This is a genomic window from Streptomyces sp. NPDC007189, assembly GCF_040703635.1.
GTDB lineage: Bacteria > Actinomycetota > Actinomycetes > Streptomycetales > Streptomycetaceae > Streptomyces.
This window is the reverse complement of the sequence record NZ_JBEYEY010000025.1, coordinates 66,603-83,828: the sequence shown is the minus strand read 5'-3', so window position 1 is coordinate 83,828 and position 17,226 is coordinate 66,603. Positions and strand designations below refer to the sequence as shown.

The following is a 17,226-nucleotide window of genomic DNA, read 5'->3' as shown; positions in this document are numbered from 1 at the left end:
GGGCATCACACATCGCATCGCCCGCAAGGGCATCGAGTCATCGACCCGCCTGGGCCGGCACCGTTGGACCGTCGAACGCACGATGTCCTGGCTTGCCGGATGCCGTCGACTGGACCGCCGCTACGAGCGCAAAGCCGAGCACTTCCTCGCCTTCACCAGCATCGCCTGCACCCTCATCTGCTACCGCAGGCTCACCAAATGAGATGGCTTCTAAGCTGCTCCACCCGCTCCGGGGACAGCGCCGCGGCCCTGCTCCGCTGGCTGCTGCCCCAGGCACCGATCCGGAGCTCCCGTTCCTCGCCGTCCCCGCCGACGACGATGCGTTCGACGTGCTTGGCGCGGTACGCGCAGGTGTCCCTCGCGCTGGCAGCTGGTTCGATGCAAAGACGGCGACTCAATGTGACCCGCCGCCGGGTCGCGGAGGCGAATTGGCGTGACCTCTTGGCAGAATGCATGGGTGCAGCCGTTGCCGGTTCCCTGTCCTGCTCACCTCGTCCCGGATGCCACCGGCACCAACGCCTTCCACGAGGCCTACCGCAGTGCCATGGCGCACCAGGCCGTCTCCGTCGCCGTCGAATCCGAGCCAGGGCAGCGGTGGACCGTGAAGGCGGACACCCTCACCGCCGGCCCCGGTCACACGGTGGCCGATGCCGTCAACGATGCCATCCGGGCGGCGATGCTCCGTCTGGTCGACAACCGGGAGGCCGATTTCGGCGCCTACACCGGACCGGTCTACTTCATGATGCACGGCGTGCGGAGCGAAGAACGCGCGCGAACTCGTCGCTGCACTCCACGCTGCCCTCTCCGGAGACCTGGAAGCCCTGGCCCGCGCCGTCCCCGCACCGTGACACTCACCCACCTGTCCAGGCCGCAGCGCACCCGCGGTCGGGAAACAGCTCCACGAGGTTGGCGCTGACGGTTTCAGGAGTGCGCGGAAGGCGTCTGGAACGTCGTGCCGCCGCTGTAGTTGAGCAGTCCGACAGTCAGCAAAGCGACAGACCATCTGGGGAGCGACACACTCGAGATCCGTCTGGGAGTGGATCGTCCCACCATCACCTGATGCTCCGCGCTCATCCGCACCCACTTCGCCCTGCCCCTGCACGACGCGGCACCGTGCATACTTCCTCGACCTCCACCGGACGGTCACGGCGCCTCCTCGACGCCGTGGACACCTGACCCCGGTCCGGGGTCAGGCGATGAAGCCTTCTGACGAGCACACGTCAGGGCCGGCGGTGCGTTGGACGGCGGCCCTCTGTCCTGAAGTGCCTCAGCCGTGTCGGCGGTCCGGTGGTGCGGCATCCGCGTGACCGGGTGACCGCTCAGGCCGCCATGGATGGAAGTGCCCCAGTTCTCGGAGGGGAGTCGGCTCGGAGTAGCAAATAGTAGACCGGTTGACTAGTAGACGGTCGACTAGTAGCGTAAGGGAGCTGGAAAACCACCTCCCTCACCACGGAGATCATCGTGAATTCTCAGAAGGTCGCAGTCGTCACCGGTGCCTCGCAGGGCCTGGGCGCCGCCGTCGTCGGCGCCTACCGCAAAGCCGGCTACGCCGTCGTCGCCACCTCGCGGGGCATCGCCCCCTCCGGCGAGGCCGGCCTCCTGACCGTGAAGGGTGACATCGCCGACCCCGCCACCGCCGAGCGTGTCATTGCCGCCGCGGTGGAGCGGTTCGGCCGTGTCGACACCCTGGTCAACAACGCGGGAATCTTCGTCGCCAAGCCCTTCACCGAGTACACCCTCGATGACTACGCCGCCGTTGTCGGCGTGAACCTCAACGGCTTCTTCCGGATCACCCAGCTGGCCATCGAGCAGATGCTCACCCAGGGCGGCGGGCACGTCGTCAACATCACCACCAGCCTCGTCGACAACGCCGACGCCCGGGTCCCGTCCGTGATGGCATCGCTGACCAAGGGCGGTCTGCAGTCCGCCACCAAGTCCCTCGCCATCGAGTACGCCACCCGGGGCATCCGGGTCAACGCCGTCTCGCCCGGCACGATCAGGACGCCCATGCACCCGGAGGACACCCATGAGGCCCTCGCCGGCCTGCATCCGGTCGGCCGGCTGGGCGAGCCGAGCGACATCGCGGACGCGGTGATCTACCTCGAGAACGCCCCGTTCGTCACCGGTGAGATCCTCCATGTCGACGGCGGCATGAGCGCGGGCCACTGAAGCGCCCGACGGCGGCATCAGGCGCCGCGGGCGAAGACGAGCCGCGGGCACGAGCGTGCGGCGGGCGCACTCTGAGCAACGGGCGGTCAGGGTGTCCACTTCCCGGCTGGTCCTCGGCCGCGAGTGCGTCGGGGGCCTTCCAAGGTGATCGGGTCTGGAGGCTCGCGCGGTTCTTCAGCTCGCTCGGCACTCGCGGCAGTGCTTCGCCATCTTCGCTGCTCTCCACGTTGGTCCGGATCCGGCGAGCCTCGTCGGCTGGCGGTCTGCCGTACGCGGGACGCCGACGCCCCGGAACCGGTCCCGGCAAGCGGCATCTTGACCAGCCGGTCACCCGACCAGGCCTCGGGCAGTCGCCCGGCTACTGCCTCGCCCTACCTCAACCGGGCACCATGCTGGGAAACTCGACGCATCCCCGCGATCCGCGCTCGCGACCCCCGTCGACTTCGTGGCGTACGGGGGGGCGGCCGGCCGCGCTCGCGGAGTGAGGCCACCGCTCAGTCCGCCAGGACGCCGTGCAGGAGGAGATCGATCAGGGCCGTGGCGAGGCCGGGTTGTCGTTCGGTGTCGGTCATGACGCTGATGCCGCCGAGTGCCATCAGGACGTCCTGAGCCGCCACCTGCGGCCGGGTCACGCCCTGACTCTGTCCGGCGGCGAGGAGGTGGCGTACCGCCTCGGCCAGGTCGGCGCGGGTCTGCAGCCGCTCGGTTTCGTCGGTCAGCACCACGCGCAGGGCATCGGCCATGCCCTGCTTCGCGGCCATGAAGTCGATGAAACGCTCCATCCAGGTCCGCAGCGCTTCCGCAGGGGGCAGGCCGGCCGCGAGTTCCGGCGCCGCGTCGCACAGGAGCCGTACTTCCTGCCGGTACGTCGCCTCGATCAGCATCTCCTTGGACGGGAACCGGCGGTACAAGGTGCCGACGCCGACTCCTGCCGCGCGGGCGATGTCCTTGACCGAGGCGTCTGCGCCCTCCCGGGCGAAGGCCTCTGCCGCGGCCTTGAGCAGCCTGTCCTCGTTGCGCTGTGCGTCGGCTCGCAATGGCCTGTGCCGCCGTCCGGCACCGTCCAGATTGTTGCCGGTCATCCCGTATCCTCCCACCGCACTTGCAAACCGGAACTGGTTCCGCTTACCGTTTCAATCGGAACCGGTTCCGGATGAAAGGCTACCTTGCCGGCCGATCCGCGACGGGCGGCCGCGCCCGCCGTCCGTGGAAGGCCCTGCCGTGGCCGAAGCCCGGACGGAGGACCCGCGTGCGCTCCGCCTCCGGTTTCCATCCACCGGCGGTCCGTCGAGACCGTCTTCACCGCATGAAGAGGAAGACGCATGAACGCACGTCTGAACAACACGGTGGCGTTGGTGACCGGCGCGAGCAGCGGAATAGGGGAGGCGACCGCGCGTGGCCTCGCCGCCCAGGGCGCCGCCGTCGCCGTCCTCGGACGGCGACGCGAGCGGCTGGAGGCGCTCGCGGACAAGGTCCGGGCCGACGGGGGCACGGCCTGCGTTGTGGCGGCCGATATCACCGACCGGCAGCAGGCCGCGGCCGCGGTCGACCGTGTGGTGGCCGAGTTGGGACGCCTGGACACGGTCGTCAACAACGCCGGCTACATGGGCGCCGGGCAGGCCGTCGACTCACCGCTGGACGAGTGGGACCGCATGCTCGAAGTCAACGTCCAGGGGTTGCTGTACATCACCCACGCCGCGCTGCCCCACCTCCTGAGCGCCGCGCAGGACTCACCGCGGGGCGTGGCGGATCTGGTCAACATCAGTTCCACCGGGGGCCGGGTCGCTCGCCCCGGCACAGCCGTCTACAACCTGACCAAGTTCGGCGTCAACGGCTTCACCGAGGCGCTGCGGCAGGAGGTCAGCCACAAGCGTGTGCGGGTGAGCGTCGTCGAGCCCGGGACCGTGGACACCGAGCTGAGCACACACCTGCGCGACGGCGTGCGCCAGGCCGTCGAGCGGCAGATCGCGAACATGGAACTGCTGCGGCCAGAGGACATCGCCGACGCCATCTGCTACATCGTCACCCGGGACCGCCGGGTCGCCGTCAACGAAATCCTGGTGCGCGCAGGCGAGCAGACCTGGTGACGGGCCCCCTCGGACGCCTCCGGTGAGGGCAGTACGAGCACAGGGAATCCGAGCTTGCCGGCCGGTCGTCCTTGAAGGGCGTCGGCCGGGCCTCTCGGTGGTGAACCGGCGGCTTGCCCGCGGTGTGCAGACTGCTGTCTCTGTGTGCGGCCGCCGGCGACGATGCCGCCCGACCAGTTGTTCTGGCAGGGCACACCTGGCACCTGCCGCTCCGCCGCCTTGAGCATCCCTTCGTCGATGGCGGCCGGTGGGTGGCCCTCGTTCGCGCCGCACCAGACCACCACGCAAGGGTGGATGCGGAAGCGCCGTACGGTGTCGCGGGCGAGCGAGCCGAACACTTCACCGCCCCCCGACTGGCCCGCCTCGAGAAGACCGGCGCATCGAACCTGGTTGCCCGCACACCCTGCTCGCCGGTGACCGCATCCGCAAGGTGACCGCAGGCGACGTGGAGACCGAGACCTGCCGCTGACACATATCCAGCCCGAGGGCAGCAGCACCACCGCCCTCGGGCGTATCAGACATGGCCGGCCAGCCGCGGTGAGAGTTCTCCGATCCTCCTCGGGCCCTCGAGGCCCCCTACGTCGGGCAGTTACTCCACGCCGGCACCTCGATCGGCATCCAGGGCGGTCACCTGAGCGGCTTCACGCCTTTCCTCCGTCCCGGCCCGCTCGGCGGTGGCTTCCTCCCTCAGCCACCGGGAGTGGTGCCTCGCCGCCCAGGACCGGCTGACGTATCCGGTCCGCATTCCGAGCCTCGTCTCCGGATCCTGGAACGCCTGGCGCATGTGGCCGAGCAGGACAATGGTGATCGCCCAGGCGAGCCAGTCGTGAACAAAGATGACGCTGGTGCGCGAGATGAGCTGGAGTAGTCCGGTGAACCACATCAGCAGGCCGGTGAACATCATCACGAGCACCGCACCCGCAATCCAGCCCGCGTAGATCTTCTGCCCCGCGTTGAACTTGCCGGCCGGACGCGCCTGCGGTGACGTGCGGCGCTTGCGGACGGCCCGTAGCCATTGCCTGTCGTAGACGGCGAAACGGTTCAGCCTGCGCAGATCCGCGCGGAAGTCGGAAGAGGAAAGTCCCAGCAGGAAGGGCACCGGCAGGCCGATGCCCGACCACTCGTGCACCGTGACCATCAGGTGGCGCCGGCCGACCAGCTGGGCCAGCGGGCCGATGTACAAGCAAGCAGCGGTGAGCAAGCACAGCAACATCAGCCAGCCCGTGGCCCGGTGCACCATGCGCTCGGCAGTGCTGAACCGGCGGACTTTGCCGTCCGGCTCAGTTCGCGTCGCTGTGCCGGTCGGCGTCGTCGAGCCAGCCGTCGACGGCATAACCGCGCTCCTCCCAGTAGCCGGGAACGACCTTGTCCGTGATCGAGATGCCGGACAGCCACTTGGCGGACTTGTAGAAATACATGGGCGCCACGTAGAGGCGAACCGGTCCCCCGTGCTCGTGAGTGATCGGCTTGTCCTGCATGTTCAATGCCAGCAGAACGTCCGAGCGGCGGGCCTGGTCCAGAGTGAGGCTCTCGGTGTAGGCACCGTCGAAGCAGGTGAAGCGGACGGCCTCGCCTCCGGGACGGACCCCGGCGGCGTCCAGGAGATCGGCCAGCCGCACACCTTCGAAGGGCGTGTTGTCCACCCGCCATCCGTCGGTGCACAGCACATCGCGGACGACACGTGTCTGCGGCATCGCGCGCAGTTCGGGCAGCGTGTATGTCTTCGGCTGGTCCACCAGACCGCCGACACTCAGCTGGTAGTTCGTGTCGTTCTTACGGGGCACCGAGCCGACGACACTGTAGTAGCGGAAGCCACCCGGGTTCGGCAGAAGTCCGGTGATACCCGTCGCGTCCACCTGGGAGGCGGCGCCGAGGAACCCTTCCCAGCCGCGCTGCAGATAGGGTGCAGCGGCGAGCCCTGCGGCTCCCGCGCCGAGCACGCCCAACATCGCCCTCCGCGCCACCGGTGCGCCGTCAGGCCTCCGCTTCGGCTCTCTTGCCATGGCTCAGCGTTCCTTCCCACGAGGCGACGACTCCGTCCGCGCGCGGCCGCATGACATCGCGGTGGCTTACGCAGCCCGCGCATGTGCATGCTGGCCGGCCGCCCACCGCCAGCATCGTCACCTGTTGAACAGGTGACGATGCTGACATGGTCGTTGCAGGCTGTCAACAGCGGGCCTGCGTAGACGTACGGCCGTGAGCTTGCGCCGCAGCCTCCGGCGCAAGCTCGCGCCCACGCCCGGCTGGGAGGTCCGCGCGGGCCTCGGGCGACTTCCGGTGTGCGACCCTCCGCGACCTGCGAAACGCGTTTGTTCTGACGGCTCTTGACCGTGCCGACCGGCACTCCGAGAATCCCCGCCGTCTCCTGGATGCTGCGATCGCACAGTGGGTGCACACCGGCGCGGCGCGGTGTTCCGCGCTGTGGGCACGGCCGGGTGCCAGAGATGTTGGTGACGTCGGGATGTCGCAGGTCCGCGCCTCGTGTGTCCCTGCGGACGGACATGTACGGAGCCGGCGAGCATTTCACCGGCGACCCGACATGTGCAGGTGTACGGCCGAGGCGGAGTGCCGGGCGGCCTACGGGCCTTGAGGTCTTGGGTGAGTCGGTCGCCCCTCGCGCCGCCGTGCCGGAGGAGTCCGGAACAAGAATGTCCGGTCCCGGAGTGGCTCCTGGGCCGCGGTGCTTCGGCCTCCCGACGCGGGCGCGGAGCGGCCGAACTTCCCGCTGGGGCCGGCTCCCCGGCGGGTTCGGGGCGACCGACGTGAGGGGCGGCCGGCTGGCCCTGTTCGTCATCATCACCTCCTTGACAGGTGATGGTCGTGGGTGCACTGTGACTGTGCTGCGCGCGGAAGCGTGCGCCTGGCGACCCGCAGCCCTGGTGGCCCGACAGAGCGGAGAAGACCATGAGTGACGACAGTGCGGCGGACGTCGCTGCCGCGGCGAGGCGTGCGCGTTTCGGCAAGCTGCCCGAGCGGATCCGTCTCGAGGACATGACCGAGGAGCGGCAGGCCTCACCGAACGGAGGGCTCGCTGCCTCCTACGACCCCGAGGGGGCGTGGCAGTACTTCTCCTGCCTGGCCCTGGACCTCGGGCTCTAGCGTGCGGCCCGGGGGTGGCAGGCTCTCTGCCGCCGCGGCTCACCTCCGGTATGATTGACGTGTCAAGTACTTCTCCCGGAGGTCCTGGATTACGGAGCGCCTGGCTGGAGCCCCCGGACCCCTGCAATGGAAGGCAAGATCATCATGGGAATTCCCGCGGCGGACCTCGGTCACGCGCTCTTTCAGATCCTGGAGACGGGGGATTCCGGGCTGGCCGCCGAAGTGGTGCACGAGCAGTTCCACAACGGGGAAGCCGCTGTCTCGCCTCCCGCCTGCAGGATCGCGGAGCCGGCAGGCGTGCTCGCATCGAGCGCCTGGATGCGCTACGCGTTCACCGATCTGCGGTTGCCCATCGACGAGGTCATCGCCGGCGACTCCCAGGTATGGGTGCGGTTGCACATGAAGGGCCGTCATACCGGGGCCTTCGTCCTGTTCAAGGGGGACGACGTCGACCAGATAGTGCCGCCCACCGGGCGGGAGATCGACTTCGAGCAGATCCACGTGCTCGACCTGCACGACGGAAAGGTCATCCGGCATCGAGCGGTGCGCGACGACATCACGATGCTCGGTCAGCTGGGCGTCTTCCCTCCGGGCCCCGTCGCCGCCGTGAGCATGCTGAGCTGGCGGGTCACCGGGCGGGCCGCACGGGCCGCCTCCGAGGTCACGCAGCGGGCGGCCGAGGCCGCCCGGACGCTGCCGTAGGCGGACAGGGAGCCCGGATCGAGGGCAGGGGAGAGACCCGGCCCCAGCAGGTCGGCGTCCTTCCGGTACGCACTGGTTTGTGTTCGTGCCCGGGAGTTTCCGCTCGTCGACAACTGCCTCGTTGCCCACGGGAGTTCCGGCGACAACCTGTGGTGCCCTTCAGAGCAACTGCCTGTCTGCGGGCCCGAGCAGGTGCGCATCTTGTCCAGGGACTCCCCGGCTGTCCAACGCCGCAGCAAGCGACCGTCGATGAGGCGGACGCCGTGTCCGGGAGGCGCGGAGCATCTCGGCACGGCTGAAGACGCCGAGGCGGACCTCGCGAAGCCCGGGTCCGTACCGGCCCCGCGCCCATGGTTCGGACACCATCCGCCGACGGTGTGCCTGGCGCTGTCCCGGCAGGGACGAGCGCCGCCGCAGCAGGGTCTTTCGTGGCCGTCGCGTGCTCGTCATGAGGCTGCCCGTCCCTCCGTCGGTCGATCGTGAACCGTACCGGGCGGGGTTCGGGGCGAGGTGCAGCGGCAGCCGACCGGGCTCAGTATGGAACGTGGCTGCCGCTGCGTGACACTCGGCCTTGGTTCTTACGAGGTGGTGATCGACATGTCCGATGACGTCCGTGACGTCATCATCGTCGGTGCCGGTCCGGCTGGTTGCACCGCTGCGGTCTACGCTGCGCGCGCCGGACTGCGTCCCGTGGTCTTCGAGAGCGCCGTTTCGGCCGGCGGCGCTTTGATGAACACGACCGACGTGGAGAACTACCCGGGCTTTCCCGAAGCGGTGCACGGCCCCGACCTCATGGACAGGATGAGGTCACAGGCAGAGCGCTTCGGTACCGATTTCGTGCCCGACGACGTGGTGGAAACGCGGCTGACGGGCGAGGTGAAGGAGGTGGTGGACGCGAGCGGAGCGACCCACCGGGCCAGGGCGGTGATCCTTGCGACAGGGTCCCGGTACCGGCGGCTGGGCCTGGAGAACGAGCAGCGGCTGTCGGGCCGCGGTGTGAGCTGGTGTGCCACGTGCGACGGGTTCTTCTTCCGGGACCAGGAGATCGTGGTCGTCGGCGGGGGCGACTCCGCCTTGGAAGAGGCGACCTTCCTCACCAGATTCGCCCGCCGGGTGACCGTCGTCCACAGGCGTGACAGGCTTCGAGCGTCGAAGATCATGCAGCAGCGCGCGCGACGCGACGAGAGGATCGGCTTCGTCTGGAACAGTCAGGTGGTGGACATCCTCGGGCAGGACCGGGTCGCCGGTGTCCTCCTGCGTGCGGTGGACAGCGGCGAGGTCAGGCCCCTGCCCGTGACCGGCGTCTTCATCGCGATCGGGCATGATCCGCAAGTCGGCTTGTTCGAGGGGCAGATCGCCCTCGATCACGCCGGCTACGTAGCTGTGGAAGGCCGCGCCACACGCACCAACCTGGACGGCGTCTTCGCGTGCGGTGACGTGGTCGATCACGAGTACCGGCAGGCCGTGACGGCGGCAGGCAGCGGATGTTCCGCTGCCCTGGACGCGGAGAGGTATCTGTCGGCGCTGAGCGACTGCGCCAGTTGTGAAGAGGCGCGCCTGGAGGCCACGGCCGTGGCGGAGCTGGTGCATTGACGTCTCAGCGGCCACGGAACGCGGCATCGGTCGTCGTCTCCGTGACCGGCTGACGACGACCGATGCCAGGCGGTGGTGGGCGCCGGGTCAGCCGGCGGTGGCCCGGGAGGCCTGCTCGATGATGTGCGCGACCGCGGCGGGCTGGGAGACGGAGACGGCGTGGGAGGCGCTGACCTCCGTGGTGTGTGCCCGGGCGCGTTCGGACATGAAGCGCTGTGCGGCCGGCGGGATGTTGAAGTCCTCCGTGGCGATCAGGCTCCACGAGGGAACGGTCTTCCAGGCGGTGGTGGTGGCCTTCTCTTCCAGGGCGGAGGCGGCGACGGGGCGCTGGGTGGCGGCCATGAGGTCGGTGACGGACCTGGGTACGTCGGCAGCGAACTGGTGGTGGAACGCGTCGGCCTTGATGTACAGGTCCGTCTCGGTTCCGGTGCTGACCGAGTCGAGGTTGGGTCCGAGGGTGCTGCCGGGGAACCTGCCGGACAGCTCCAGCGCGCTCTCGCCGGTCTCGGGGGCGAAGGCGGCGATGTAGACGAGGGCCTTGACGTTCGGGTCGCCGGTGGCGGCCTGGCTGATCACGGCGCCTCCGTAAGAGTGGCCCACCAGAACGAGGGGCCCGTCGAGCCTGTCGAGGAAATCGCTGAGGTAGTCGGCGTCGTGGGCCAGCCCTCGCAGCGGGTTGGCCGGCGCCACCACCGGGTGGCCCTCGTGCCGCAGCCGCTCGATGACGCCGTTCCAGCTGGAAGCGTCCGCGAAGGCCCCGTGCACCAGCACGACAGTGGGCTTGTTCTCCGAGGTGCTGCTCATGGTGGGGTCGTCTCCTGTTTCGTCGGTGGCGCGATGGACGGCGCCTTCTTCTGTGGTGCCGGCCCCGGTCCCTTCGGGGCTCGGTCTTGATCTGGGGTGCGAGGCGGGCTTCAGCGGACGATGGCGTCGGCGGCCTGCTCGATGATGCGGGTGACAGCGGTGGGGCGGGAGACGGAGACGGCGTGGGAGGCGCTGATCTCAGTGGTGTGGGCGTGCGCCCGGTGGGCCATGAAGCGCTGGGCGGCCGGGGGGATGTTCTTGTCCTCGGTGGTGATCAGGTCCCAGGAGGGGATGGTCTTCCAGGCGGTGGTGGTGGCCTTCTCTTCCAGGGCGGAGGCGGCGACGGGGCGCTGGGTGGCGGCCATCAGGTCGGTGACGGACGTGGGTACGTCGGCGGCGAACTGGTCGTGGAACTTGTCGGCCTTGATGTACAGGTCGGTGCCGGTGGTTCCGTCGGAGCCCGGGTAGGGCACGGAGCTGAGGGTCGAGGCGAGGGTGGAGCCGGGGAACTTGTTGGAGAGTTCCAGCGCGCTCTCGCCCTTGTCGGGGGCGAAGGCGGCGATGTAGACGAGGGCCTTGACGTTCGGGTCGCCGGTGGCGGCCTGGCTGATCACGGCGCCTCCGTAGGAGTGGCCGACGAGGATGACGGGTCCGCGGACGCTCGCCAGGACACTGTGGATGTAGGCGGAGTCGTCGGCCAGCCCACGCAGGGGATCGGCGGGGGCGATGACGGGATAGCCGTCGTGCTCGAGTCGCTTCACGACGCCGTTCCAGCTGGAGGCGTCCGCGAAGGCGCCGTGCACCAGGACGACGGTGGGCTTGGTCTGCCGCGTGTGCTGTTCGGCCTTGGCGGCGTTAGCCGGGGCGGTGAAGGCCAGGGTCAGAGCGGAGACTCCCACGACGGCGCCGAGGACGGCGACGCTGGTGCGGGGGGAGCGGAAGACGGTCTTGGGGTTCATGCTGTCTCTCCTTCGGTGCAGGACATGTGGGGTCGGCGGCCTCCGCCGGTGCGGTTGCCGTCGGAGGCGATGCCCAGAAACACAGCGCCCGATTTTCTTGTGCACGTAGGTCGGGCGCGCGGCGAGAGGGATGTGGTTTCTCGCATGCCGGGGAAGCGGCTCGGCAGGTTCGGCGTCCTGCACGTGCTCCGGCCTGACCGGAGGGTGGCAGCCCCTCCATCCCCGACACGGAACAACCCTGTACGAGGTTCCCGTCCGGTGCGCCCTTGCTTGACCGGCTGCCGTTTCGTCAGGCCTGCGCTGCCGCGTACTGGTTGCGCGCGAGGCCTGCGGGGGCGGGGCTTCGATGCTCCAGCGGCCCTCGCACTTGGTGTCGTCGCCCACGACTCACGACCGTTCGTGGGTGCTGTGCGATGGTCAACAGTGGCCGGTCGTGAGGCAATTGGCGAGTGGCCACCGCATCTCGCGTATGGCTGTGGTCATGCTCTCCGGGCAGGATCCAGGCCGGTCGAGTCGCGGGCGGCCCCGGCTGCGTGCCGCAGGGTCGCGGCCGACAGCAGAACGAGTGCGCCGGTGGCCGGGGCCAGCAGCGCCCAGGTGAGAACCGGGTAGGCCGGGCCGCGGGTTGCGGCGATCAGCCGGATGGCGAAATTCGTGCTCGCGGCTACGGGGAAGCTGTAGACCCACAGTCCGGGATGGAAGGACGGCTGGCGCAGCTCGGGAAGGAGGAAGGCGACGAGGAGGATGGTGAAGAGCAGGGTGCCCGCGAAGCCGTAGCCGACCGGACCGAAGAGACCCTTGTGGGCCGCAGTCCATGCGATGCCGCCGGTCGCCGGTGGAATGGTCAGGACCGTGAGGACGGGACGCGCCGGCTGGGGGAGGGGCCCGGAGGTGATGAGGCTGCCCAGGATGACGGTGCCGAACGTCAGCCAGTAGAGCAGTCCGATCGCGAACGCCGCGTCGGCGGTACCGGGCAGCTTGAGTGTCGACGCGGTGGCGCTCGCGATGAACGGGGCGGAGGAGACCGGCAGCAGATAGCCCGGATGCAGGAGCGTGGCGCTGAGTGAACCGGTGAGCCAGTGGGCCAGCAGTCGTGCGGCGACCAGGGCGGCGACGGCGGCGAACACCGCGTACGCCCACCGGGCACCGTCGGTCCCGAACCGGGAGAAGTGACCAGCGACGAGCATGCCGATGATGGGGACGTAGGAGATCGCGAAACCCTGAGCCGGATGGCGGATGTCGTGGCGGAGGTTGTGCCACCTGGCCCCTCCCTGGCGAAGGTACTGGATCAGCAGTACCAGCCACACCAGAGCGCTGATCGCGTAGAGGGCGTCGCTGACGGGCAGGGCCGCCGGATGGACGGTCGCCGATGCCTGCCAGGCGCCACCCAGACCGGCGGTGCCGAGGGAGATGGACAGCAGACCGATCCGGTCCGCTCGGACCGCGTGTCCGTCGGAGCCGGTCGGAAGTCCGATCGGCGGTGCGGGCACGGAGTGGGAGTCGTTTGCCGTGGTGTTGGTCATCAAAAGCCCTAAGGAGGCCCGTCCGCTCGGGACGGGCGGGAACGGGAGGTGCCGGCTGACGATCGTGGTTTCGGCTCGGCCGTGCGGGCGGGGCTGTCGGAGCCCGCCCGCACGGCACCGTGAGGTCTTGCCTCGTCCGGCGGTCGGTGTCTCAGGCCGCCGTGTCGAGCACGACGCGGAAACGGGCCTTGCCCGAGAGCATCCGCTCGTACCCCTCCACTGCCTGCTCGAAGGGCAGTACCTCCAGACTGGGACGAATGTCGTGGGCGAGGCTGAAGGCGAGGTTGTCCTCGTTCTCGATGGAGGAACCGGTCAGACTGCCGGCGATGGAGCGGGTGCCGAAGATCAGGTCGGGAGTCGAGACGGTCAGCGGGTCGGGAGCGGCACCGACCACGATCAGCTTGCCGTTCGGGGCCAGGCCCCGCACCAGCGGGTTCATGGAGGCACCGCTTGAGGCGGTGGCGACGATGATCGAGGCGCCACCCAGATCGCGCAGTGCGGCCCCCGGGTCGGTGTTGGTGCTGTCGATGTACTCGTGCGCGCCCAACTGGCGGGCGAGCGCCTCCTTCTCCTCGCCCCGTGCCACGGCCGCGATCCTGTAGCCCAGGCTGCGCGCGTACTGCAGCGCCAGGTGTCCTAGGCCGCCGATCCCCTGCACCGCCACCAGGGCCCCCGCCCGGGCGTGGCCCTGCTGCAACGCGGCGAAGGTGGTCAGGCCGGCGCACAGGAGCGGAGCGGCGTCCAGGGCCGAGATGCCCTCCGGAATGCGCACCAACCCACTCGCCCGGGCATATGCCACCTCCGCGTAGCCGCCGTCGGTCGTCGTTCCGGTCTGCGCCTGGTTCAGGCAGTTGACGAAGTCACCCCGGCGGCAGGGCTCGCACTCCCAGCAGTGCCCGTTCAGGAAGCCGACGCCGACGCGGTCACCGGGCTGCCAGGCGGTGACGCCGGCGCCGACGGCGTCGATGACGCCGACGATCTCGTGGCCCGGAACGACGGGTCGCGACGGGTCGGGTCGCAGACCCTCCACGGCCAGTACGTCGGTGTGGCAGATACCACAGGCCTGGACCCGTATCCGGACGTGCCCCGTCGCGGGTTCGACCAGTTCACGTTCGACCAGCCGGAGGTTGTGGACGCCGGTGGCCTCGAAGGCTCGATAAGTGGACATGCTCTAGCTCCTGGGTGGTGTGGCGAAGCGAAGCCCTGCGTGTGGCAGGGGCCGGCCCTCGGCCGCTGCGGCCGTGCACCGTCCGTCCCCATGGGCTCAGCCGTCGACGGAGGCGGGGCGCCGTTCGAATATGACCGGTCGACTTAACCTGAGTCAAGCCGACCTGGTCGACGGGCCGGGACCGTTGTCGCCGCACACCCCGCATGCCCCTAGGCCCGGATGTCGGGGCGTCGCCGCCGGGGTAGCCGTGCGAGGAGAAGGCCGGTACACCCCCTTTCGGAGGGGCGTCCCGGCCTGGGTTGACGCCCGTTAAGCCGACCGGCCATATTGATCTGGAGGTGATTCAGGATGGGGCGTGTGTCCAAACGCGAGGAGATCGCACAGGCCGCCCTGCGGCAGTTCCACGCGCAGGGCTTCAATGCCACCGGCATCAACGACATCACCAAGGCCGCCGGCGTGCCCAAAGGCTCCTTCTACAACCACTTCTCCAGCAAGGAGGACAGTGCTCTGGAGGCGCTGGCCCGGTATGCCCGCACTCTGCGCTTCGACATGCTCGAAGAGCCGGGGCGCCCTCCGTTGGAGAGGCTGCGGACGCACTTCGAGTACCTCGGCAGGGACACACTCGATAACGGGTTCATCCGGGGGTGCCTCGCCGGCAACCTCGGCGCGGAAGTGGCGGATCACAACGAGGAGATCCGCTCGGCCGTCCGGCGCGGTTTCGACCGGTGGGCCGCGCACATCCAGCGGGTACTCGTCGAGGCCCAGGAGGCCGGAGACGTCGACAGCGCTCTCGACGCGACGGCCACCGCGCTGTTCATCCTGAGTGCCTGGGAGGGGACTCTCATCACGGCCCGGGCGCACAAGTCCGAGGCGCCGGTCGAGGCGTTCTTCCGTACCGTCTTCGACGTCGTCCTGCGATAGGACCGCTCGGCCCGGACCGCGTCGCTCGGCCCGCTCGCCGTCCGCGCGCGACCGCGGCCGGCCGCAGTGACCTCGTGCGTGGCGCCGGCCGAGTTCTGGCCCCGGCCGCTGGGGAGTAGCCGTGCGAGGAGAAAGCCGGGAGGCGAGGCGTTGACGAAAGTAGACCGGTCGTCTAGTTTGTTAGATGACCGGTCGGCTTGTTGAAAAGGCCGATCGATCCCCCTTGTCGATCACATCCCATGAAGCGGAGCGTCGCGATGACCACCCCCGTCAAGCTCGCCATCGTCTACTACTCGTCCACCGGCACGATCGCGGAGATAGCCAAGGAACTCCATGACGCCGGTGTCAAGGCGGGTGCCGAGGTCCGTCTACTCAAGGTCGCCGAGCTCGCCCCCCGGGCCGCCATCGACTCCAACCCCGCCTGGGCGGCCAACCACGCGGCCACCGCCGGTATCCCCGAGGCCACCACGCAGGACATCGAGTGGGCCGACGCCGTCATCTTCGGCACCCCCACCCGCTTCGGCAACGTCTCCTCGCAGCTCAAGCAGTTCATCGACACGCTCGGCGGACTCTGGGCCGAGGGCAGGCTGACCGACAAGGTCTACAGCGGCTTCGTCTCCACCGCTACCGCCCACGCGGGCCACGAGTCCACCCTCCTGGCCCTGTACAACTCCGTCCACCACTTCGGCGGCATAATCGTCTCGCCGGGCTTCACCGACCCCGCGAAGTTCACCGACGGCAACCCCTACGGCACCTCCCACGCCGACGGTCAGGGCACCAATCCCGTCGACGAGGTCACCCGCACCGCCGCACGTATCCAGGCCGAGCGCGTCGTCAAGATCGCCGGCAAGCTGAAGGCCGCCGCCTGATCGCACCACCGGATGAACCTGCAGGCGGCCGCTCATGGCCGCCGGCAGGCTCGGGGCCGTACGGGCCCCACCATGACATGCCGGACGAGCGGCCGCGTCTCGCCGTCCGGCGGTGACCGACCGACCATGTTTCCAATGCTGCGGTACCAGCCCGCCAGGGGATGCTGAGGCGTCGTCACGCCCGAGAGGCTGCGTCTGCAGGCGCTGGGTCAGAACCGAGAAAGGACGAAAGACGATGAAGGAGTTCCTGGTCGTGCTCACCACGACCGTCCCTGAGGGGACCGACTCGGAGGAGGTCACGCGGCGCCGTGCCGCCGAAGCCGTCCGCGCCAGGGAACTGGCGGCCACCGGGCGCCTCGGCCGGCTGTGGCGTCCAGTCGGGGAGCTGCGCAGCATCGGCCTGTGGCGCGCCGACGACGAGGCCGACCTGCGCGAGAACGTCCTCGGCACGCTGCCCCTGTGGCCCTGGATGACCGCCGAGATCACCGCGCTGCAGCCGCATCCCAACGACCCGGGCACCACCAGCTGACCCACGACTTTCAGGCCGTAGCCAGGAGGCAACCGATGAACGGCACAGCAGCACAGGAAGCCATCGTGCGTGGCGTGATGGACCGGTGGAAGTCCGCGGTCGACGCGCATGAACCGCGGGAGGTCGCCTCGCTCTTCACCGAGGACGCCATCTTCCAGGGACTCCACCCCTACACCGTCGGCAGCCCGGGCGTCGCCGACTACTACGATTCCCAGCCGATGGGGCTGAGAGCCGACTACCGCGTGCTGGAGACACGCGGGCTCGCGGAGGACGTCCTGCTCGGTTACCTGGGCGTCGACTTCTCGTTCACCGACAGGCCCACCCTCCAGGTCACTCTCAGCGTGGTGCTCAGGCGCCTCGACGACCAGTGGTACCTCTCCCATTATCAGGTGTCCAAACTTGGCTGACGGTTCCGCGAGCGGGCCACGAGCGAAGGCGTTCCTGCCCGATGGCTGCGTCCCGGAGACGAGGCGCGCGGCCCGAGCACGGGACCCGCTCCGGAACGATCCCGACATGTTCGCGGTACGCCGCAAGGACGGCGTCTTCCGGAAGTTCCCGTACCCGTCGGTTGCCCGGCGTCCGTGACGACGGGGCTGCGCCTGCCGAGGATGTTCCAGTCCAGTCGCAGCATGTGAAGGCGTCGTTCGACTCGTGAGAAACCGTCGCGGCCCGGCTCGGGTGAATCTGTCGACAAGTCACCGGGCGCCGAGCGTGACTTCGTAGCTGGGCGGGGGTGCCGTCGAGGGGCGGGACAACGGGCGCCCACATCGGCCGCGGTCGTCCACACGGTGCGGGCGACCGCG

General features: G+C 69.3%; 17 protein-coding genes and 1 pseudogene. 10 read left to right on the top strand and 8 right to left on the bottom strand.

Going from position 1 to position 17,226, the window contains the following annotated elements:
* The coding region (locus AB0950_RS36280) for a transposase (RefSeq protein WP_366780364.1) at nucleotides 1-202 on the top strand (202 nt) is incomplete at its 5' end.
* On the opposite strand, the pseudogene AB0950_RS36275 reads toward AB0950_RS36280, so the two are convergent.
* Nucleotides 192-366 (bottom strand): annotated as a pseudogene (locus AB0950_RS36275) (helicase associated domain-containing protein); the annotation flags it as partial. The gene AB0950_RS36280 and the pseudogene AB0950_RS36275 overlap by 11 nt on opposite strands.
* A gap of 1,089 nt (nucleotides 367-1,455) precedes the next feature.
* Here AB0950_RS36275 and AB0950_RS36270 point away from each other — a divergent pair.
* Complete coding sequence (locus AB0950_RS36270) at nucleotides 1,456-2,169, top strand: SDR family oxidoreductase (protein ID WP_360162956.1); 714 nt, start codon at nucleotides 1,456-1,458, stop codon at nucleotides 2,167-2,169.
* A 494-nt stretch (nucleotides 2,170-2,663) separates the two neighbouring features.
* Here AB0950_RS36270 and AB0950_RS36265 read toward each other — a convergent pair whose 3' ends face one another.
* Nucleotides 2,664-3,251, bottom strand: a complete 588-nt coding sequence (locus AB0950_RS36265; RefSeq protein ID WP_366780363.1) for a helix-turn-helix domain-containing protein — start codon at nucleotides 3,249-3,251, stop codon at nucleotides 2,664-2,666.
* 240 nt (nucleotides 3,252-3,491) lie between these two features.
* On the opposite strand from AB0950_RS36265, the gene AB0950_RS36260 reads away from it, so the two are divergent.
* Nucleotides 3,492-4,256 (top strand): SDR family NAD(P)-dependent oxidoreductase, encoded by a 765-nt coding sequence (locus AB0950_RS36260; RefSeq protein ID WP_366780362.1) that lies wholly within the window; start codon nucleotides 3,492-3,494, stop codon nucleotides 4,254-4,256.
* Between the two features lie 589 nt (nucleotides 4,257-4,845).
* Here AB0950_RS36260 and AB0950_RS36255 read toward each other — a convergent pair.
* Nucleotides 4,846-5,589, bottom strand: a complete 744-nt coding sequence (locus AB0950_RS36255) for a cytochrome b/b6 domain-containing protein (RefSeq protein ID WP_360162947.1) — start codon at nucleotides 5,587-5,589, stop codon at nucleotides 4,846-4,848.
* Nucleotides 5,537-6,259, bottom strand: coding sequence for a molybdopterin-dependent oxidoreductase (locus AB0950_RS36250; RefSeq protein WP_366780361.1), 723 nt, complete (start codon nucleotides 6,257-6,259; stop codon nucleotides 5,537-5,539). The genes AB0950_RS36255 and AB0950_RS36250 overlap by 53 nt, the downstream gene beginning before the upstream one ends.
* Before the next feature lie 901 nt (nucleotides 6,260-7,160).
* Between AB0950_RS36250 and AB0950_RS36245 the strand changes: the two genes are divergently transcribed.
* The 3 genes from AB0950_RS36245 (at nucleotide 7,161) to trxB (ending at nucleotide 9,650) form a co-directional block, all read left to right on the top strand.
* Complete coding sequence (locus tag AB0950_RS36245; protein ID WP_366780359.1) at nucleotides 7,161-7,355, top strand: hypothetical protein; 195 nt, start codon at nucleotides 7,161-7,163, stop codon at nucleotides 7,353-7,355.
* A gap of 126 nt (nucleotides 7,356-7,481) precedes the next feature.
* A complete protein-coding gene (locus AB0950_RS36240) occupies nucleotides 7,482-8,057 on the top strand; it encodes an ester cyclase (RefSeq protein ID WP_366780358.1) in 576 nt (191 codons plus the stop codon).
* A gap of 597 nt (nucleotides 8,058-8,654) precedes the next feature.
* The gene (gene trxB, locus AB0950_RS36235; protein WP_366780357.1) at nucleotides 8,655-9,650 is read left to right on the top strand and encodes a thioredoxin-disulfide reductase; all 996 of its coding nucleotides are present in this window, start codon (nucleotides 8,655-8,657) and stop codon (nucleotides 9,648-9,650) included.
* Nucleotides 9,651-9,737: 87 nt separating this feature from the next.
* Here trxB and AB0950_RS36230 read toward each other — a convergent pair whose 3' ends face one another.
* The 4 genes from AB0950_RS36230 to AB0950_RS36215 form a co-directional block, all read right to left on the bottom strand.
* Nucleotides 9,738-10,454 (bottom strand): alpha/beta hydrolase, encoded by a 717-nt coding sequence (locus AB0950_RS36230; RefSeq protein ID WP_366780356.1) that lies wholly within the window; start codon nucleotides 10,452-10,454, stop codon nucleotides 9,738-9,740.
* 110 nt (nucleotides 10,455-10,564) lie between these two features.
* A complete protein-coding gene (locus AB0950_RS36225; RefSeq protein WP_366780355.1) occupies nucleotides 10,565-11,413 on the bottom strand; it encodes an alpha/beta hydrolase in 849 nt (282 codons plus the stop codon).
* Nucleotides 11,414-11,892: 479 nt separating this feature from the next.
* On the bottom strand, nucleotides 11,893-12,936 hold the full coding sequence (locus AB0950_RS36220; RefSeq protein WP_360161294.1) for a hypothetical protein: 1,044 nt from the start codon (nucleotides 12,934-12,936) through the stop codon (nucleotides 11,893-11,895).
* Between the two features lie 151 nt (nucleotides 12,937-13,087).
* Nucleotides 13,088-14,104, bottom strand: coding sequence for an alcohol dehydrogenase (locus AB0950_RS36215; RefSeq protein WP_366780354.1), 1,017 nt, complete (start codon nucleotides 14,102-14,104; stop codon nucleotides 13,088-13,090).
* Nucleotides 14,105-14,461: 357 nt separating this feature from the next.
* Between AB0950_RS36215 and AB0950_RS36210 the strand changes: the two genes are divergently transcribed.
* The 4 genes from AB0950_RS36210 (at nucleotide 14,462) to AB0950_RS36195 (ending at nucleotide 16,830) form a co-directional block, all read left to right on the top strand.
* Nucleotides 14,462-15,025 carry a TetR family transcriptional regulator C-terminal domain-containing protein gene (locus AB0950_RS36210; protein WP_360161290.1) on the top strand — a complete coding sequence of 188 codons (564 nt, stop codon included), beginning with the start codon at nucleotides 14,462-14,464 and terminating at the stop codon, nucleotides 15,023-15,025.
* Nucleotides 15,026-15,282: 257 nt separating this feature from the next.
* Complete coding sequence (gene wrbA / locus AB0950_RS36205; protein ID WP_360161288.1) at nucleotides 15,283-15,894, top strand: NAD(P)H:quinone oxidoreductase; 612 nt, start codon at nucleotides 15,283-15,285, stop codon at nucleotides 15,892-15,894.
* 235 nt (nucleotides 15,895-16,129) lie between these two features.
* A complete protein-coding gene (locus tag AB0950_RS36200; protein WP_366780353.1) occupies nucleotides 16,130-16,423 on the top strand; it encodes a muconolactone Delta-isomerase family protein in 294 nt (97 codons plus the stop codon).
* Nucleotides 16,424-16,458: 35 nt separating this feature from the next.
* Nucleotides 16,459-16,830 (top strand): nuclear transport factor 2 family protein, encoded by a 372-nt coding sequence (locus AB0950_RS36195; protein WP_360161284.1) that lies wholly within the window; start codon nucleotides 16,459-16,461, stop codon nucleotides 16,828-16,830.
* Nucleotides 16,831-17,226: the final 396 nt, after the last annotated feature.

Excerpts from the sequence above, each read along its gene's own strand:
- AB0950_RS36195 (WP_360161284.1), top strand. The coding sequence starts at position 16,459 with ATGAACGGCACAGCAGCACAGGAAGCCATCGTGCGTGGCGTGATGGAC.
- AB0950_RS36245 (WP_366780359.1), top strand. The coding sequence starts at position 7,161 with ATGAGTGACGACAGTGCGGCGGACGTCGCTGCCGCGGCGAGGCGTGCG.
- wrbA (WP_360161288.1), top strand. The coding sequence starts at position 15,283 with ATGACCACCCCCGTCAAGCTCGCCATCGTCTACTACTCGTCCACCGGC.
- AB0950_RS36265 (WP_366780363.1), bottom strand. The coding sequence starts at position 3,251 with ATGACCGGCAACAATCTGGACGGTGCCGGACGGCGGCACAGGCCATTG.
- trxB (WP_366780357.1), top strand. The coding sequence starts at position 8,655 with ATGTCCGATGACGTCCGTGACGTCATCATCGTCGGTGCCGGTCCGGCT.
- AB0950_RS36220 (WP_360161294.1), bottom strand. The coding sequence starts at position 12,936 with ATGACCAACACCACGGCAAACGACTCCCACTCCGTGCCCGCACCGCCG.
- AB0950_RS36230 (WP_366780356.1), bottom strand. The coding sequence starts at position 10,454 with ATGAGCAGCACCTCGGAGAACAAGCCCACTGTCGTGCTGGTGCACGGG.
- AB0950_RS36240 (WP_366780358.1), top strand. The coding sequence starts at position 7,482 with ATGGAAGGCAAGATCATCATGGGAATTCCCGCGGCGGACCTCGGTCAC.
- AB0950_RS36225 (WP_366780355.1), bottom strand. The coding sequence starts at position 11,413 with ATGAACCCCAAGACCGTCTTCCGCTCCCCCCGCACCAGCGTCGCCGTC.
- AB0950_RS36200 (WP_366780353.1), top strand. The coding sequence starts at position 16,130 with ATGAAGGAGTTCCTGGTCGTGCTCACCACGACCGTCCCTGAGGGGACC.
- AB0950_RS36250 (WP_366780361.1), bottom strand. The coding sequence starts at position 6,259 with ATGGCAAGAGAGCCGAAGCGGAGGCCTGACGGCGCACCGGTGGCGCGG.
- AB0950_RS36255 (WP_360162947.1), bottom strand. The coding sequence starts at position 5,589 with ATGCCGTCGACGGCTGGCTCGACGACGCCGACCGGCACAGCGACGCGA.
- AB0950_RS36215 (WP_366780354.1), bottom strand. The coding sequence starts at position 14,104 with ATGTCCACTTATCGAGCCTTCGAGGCCACCGGCGTCCACAACCTCCGG.
- AB0950_RS36260 (WP_366780362.1), top strand. The coding sequence starts at position 3,492 with ATGAACGCACGTCTGAACAACACGGTGGCGTTGGTGACCGGCGCGAGC.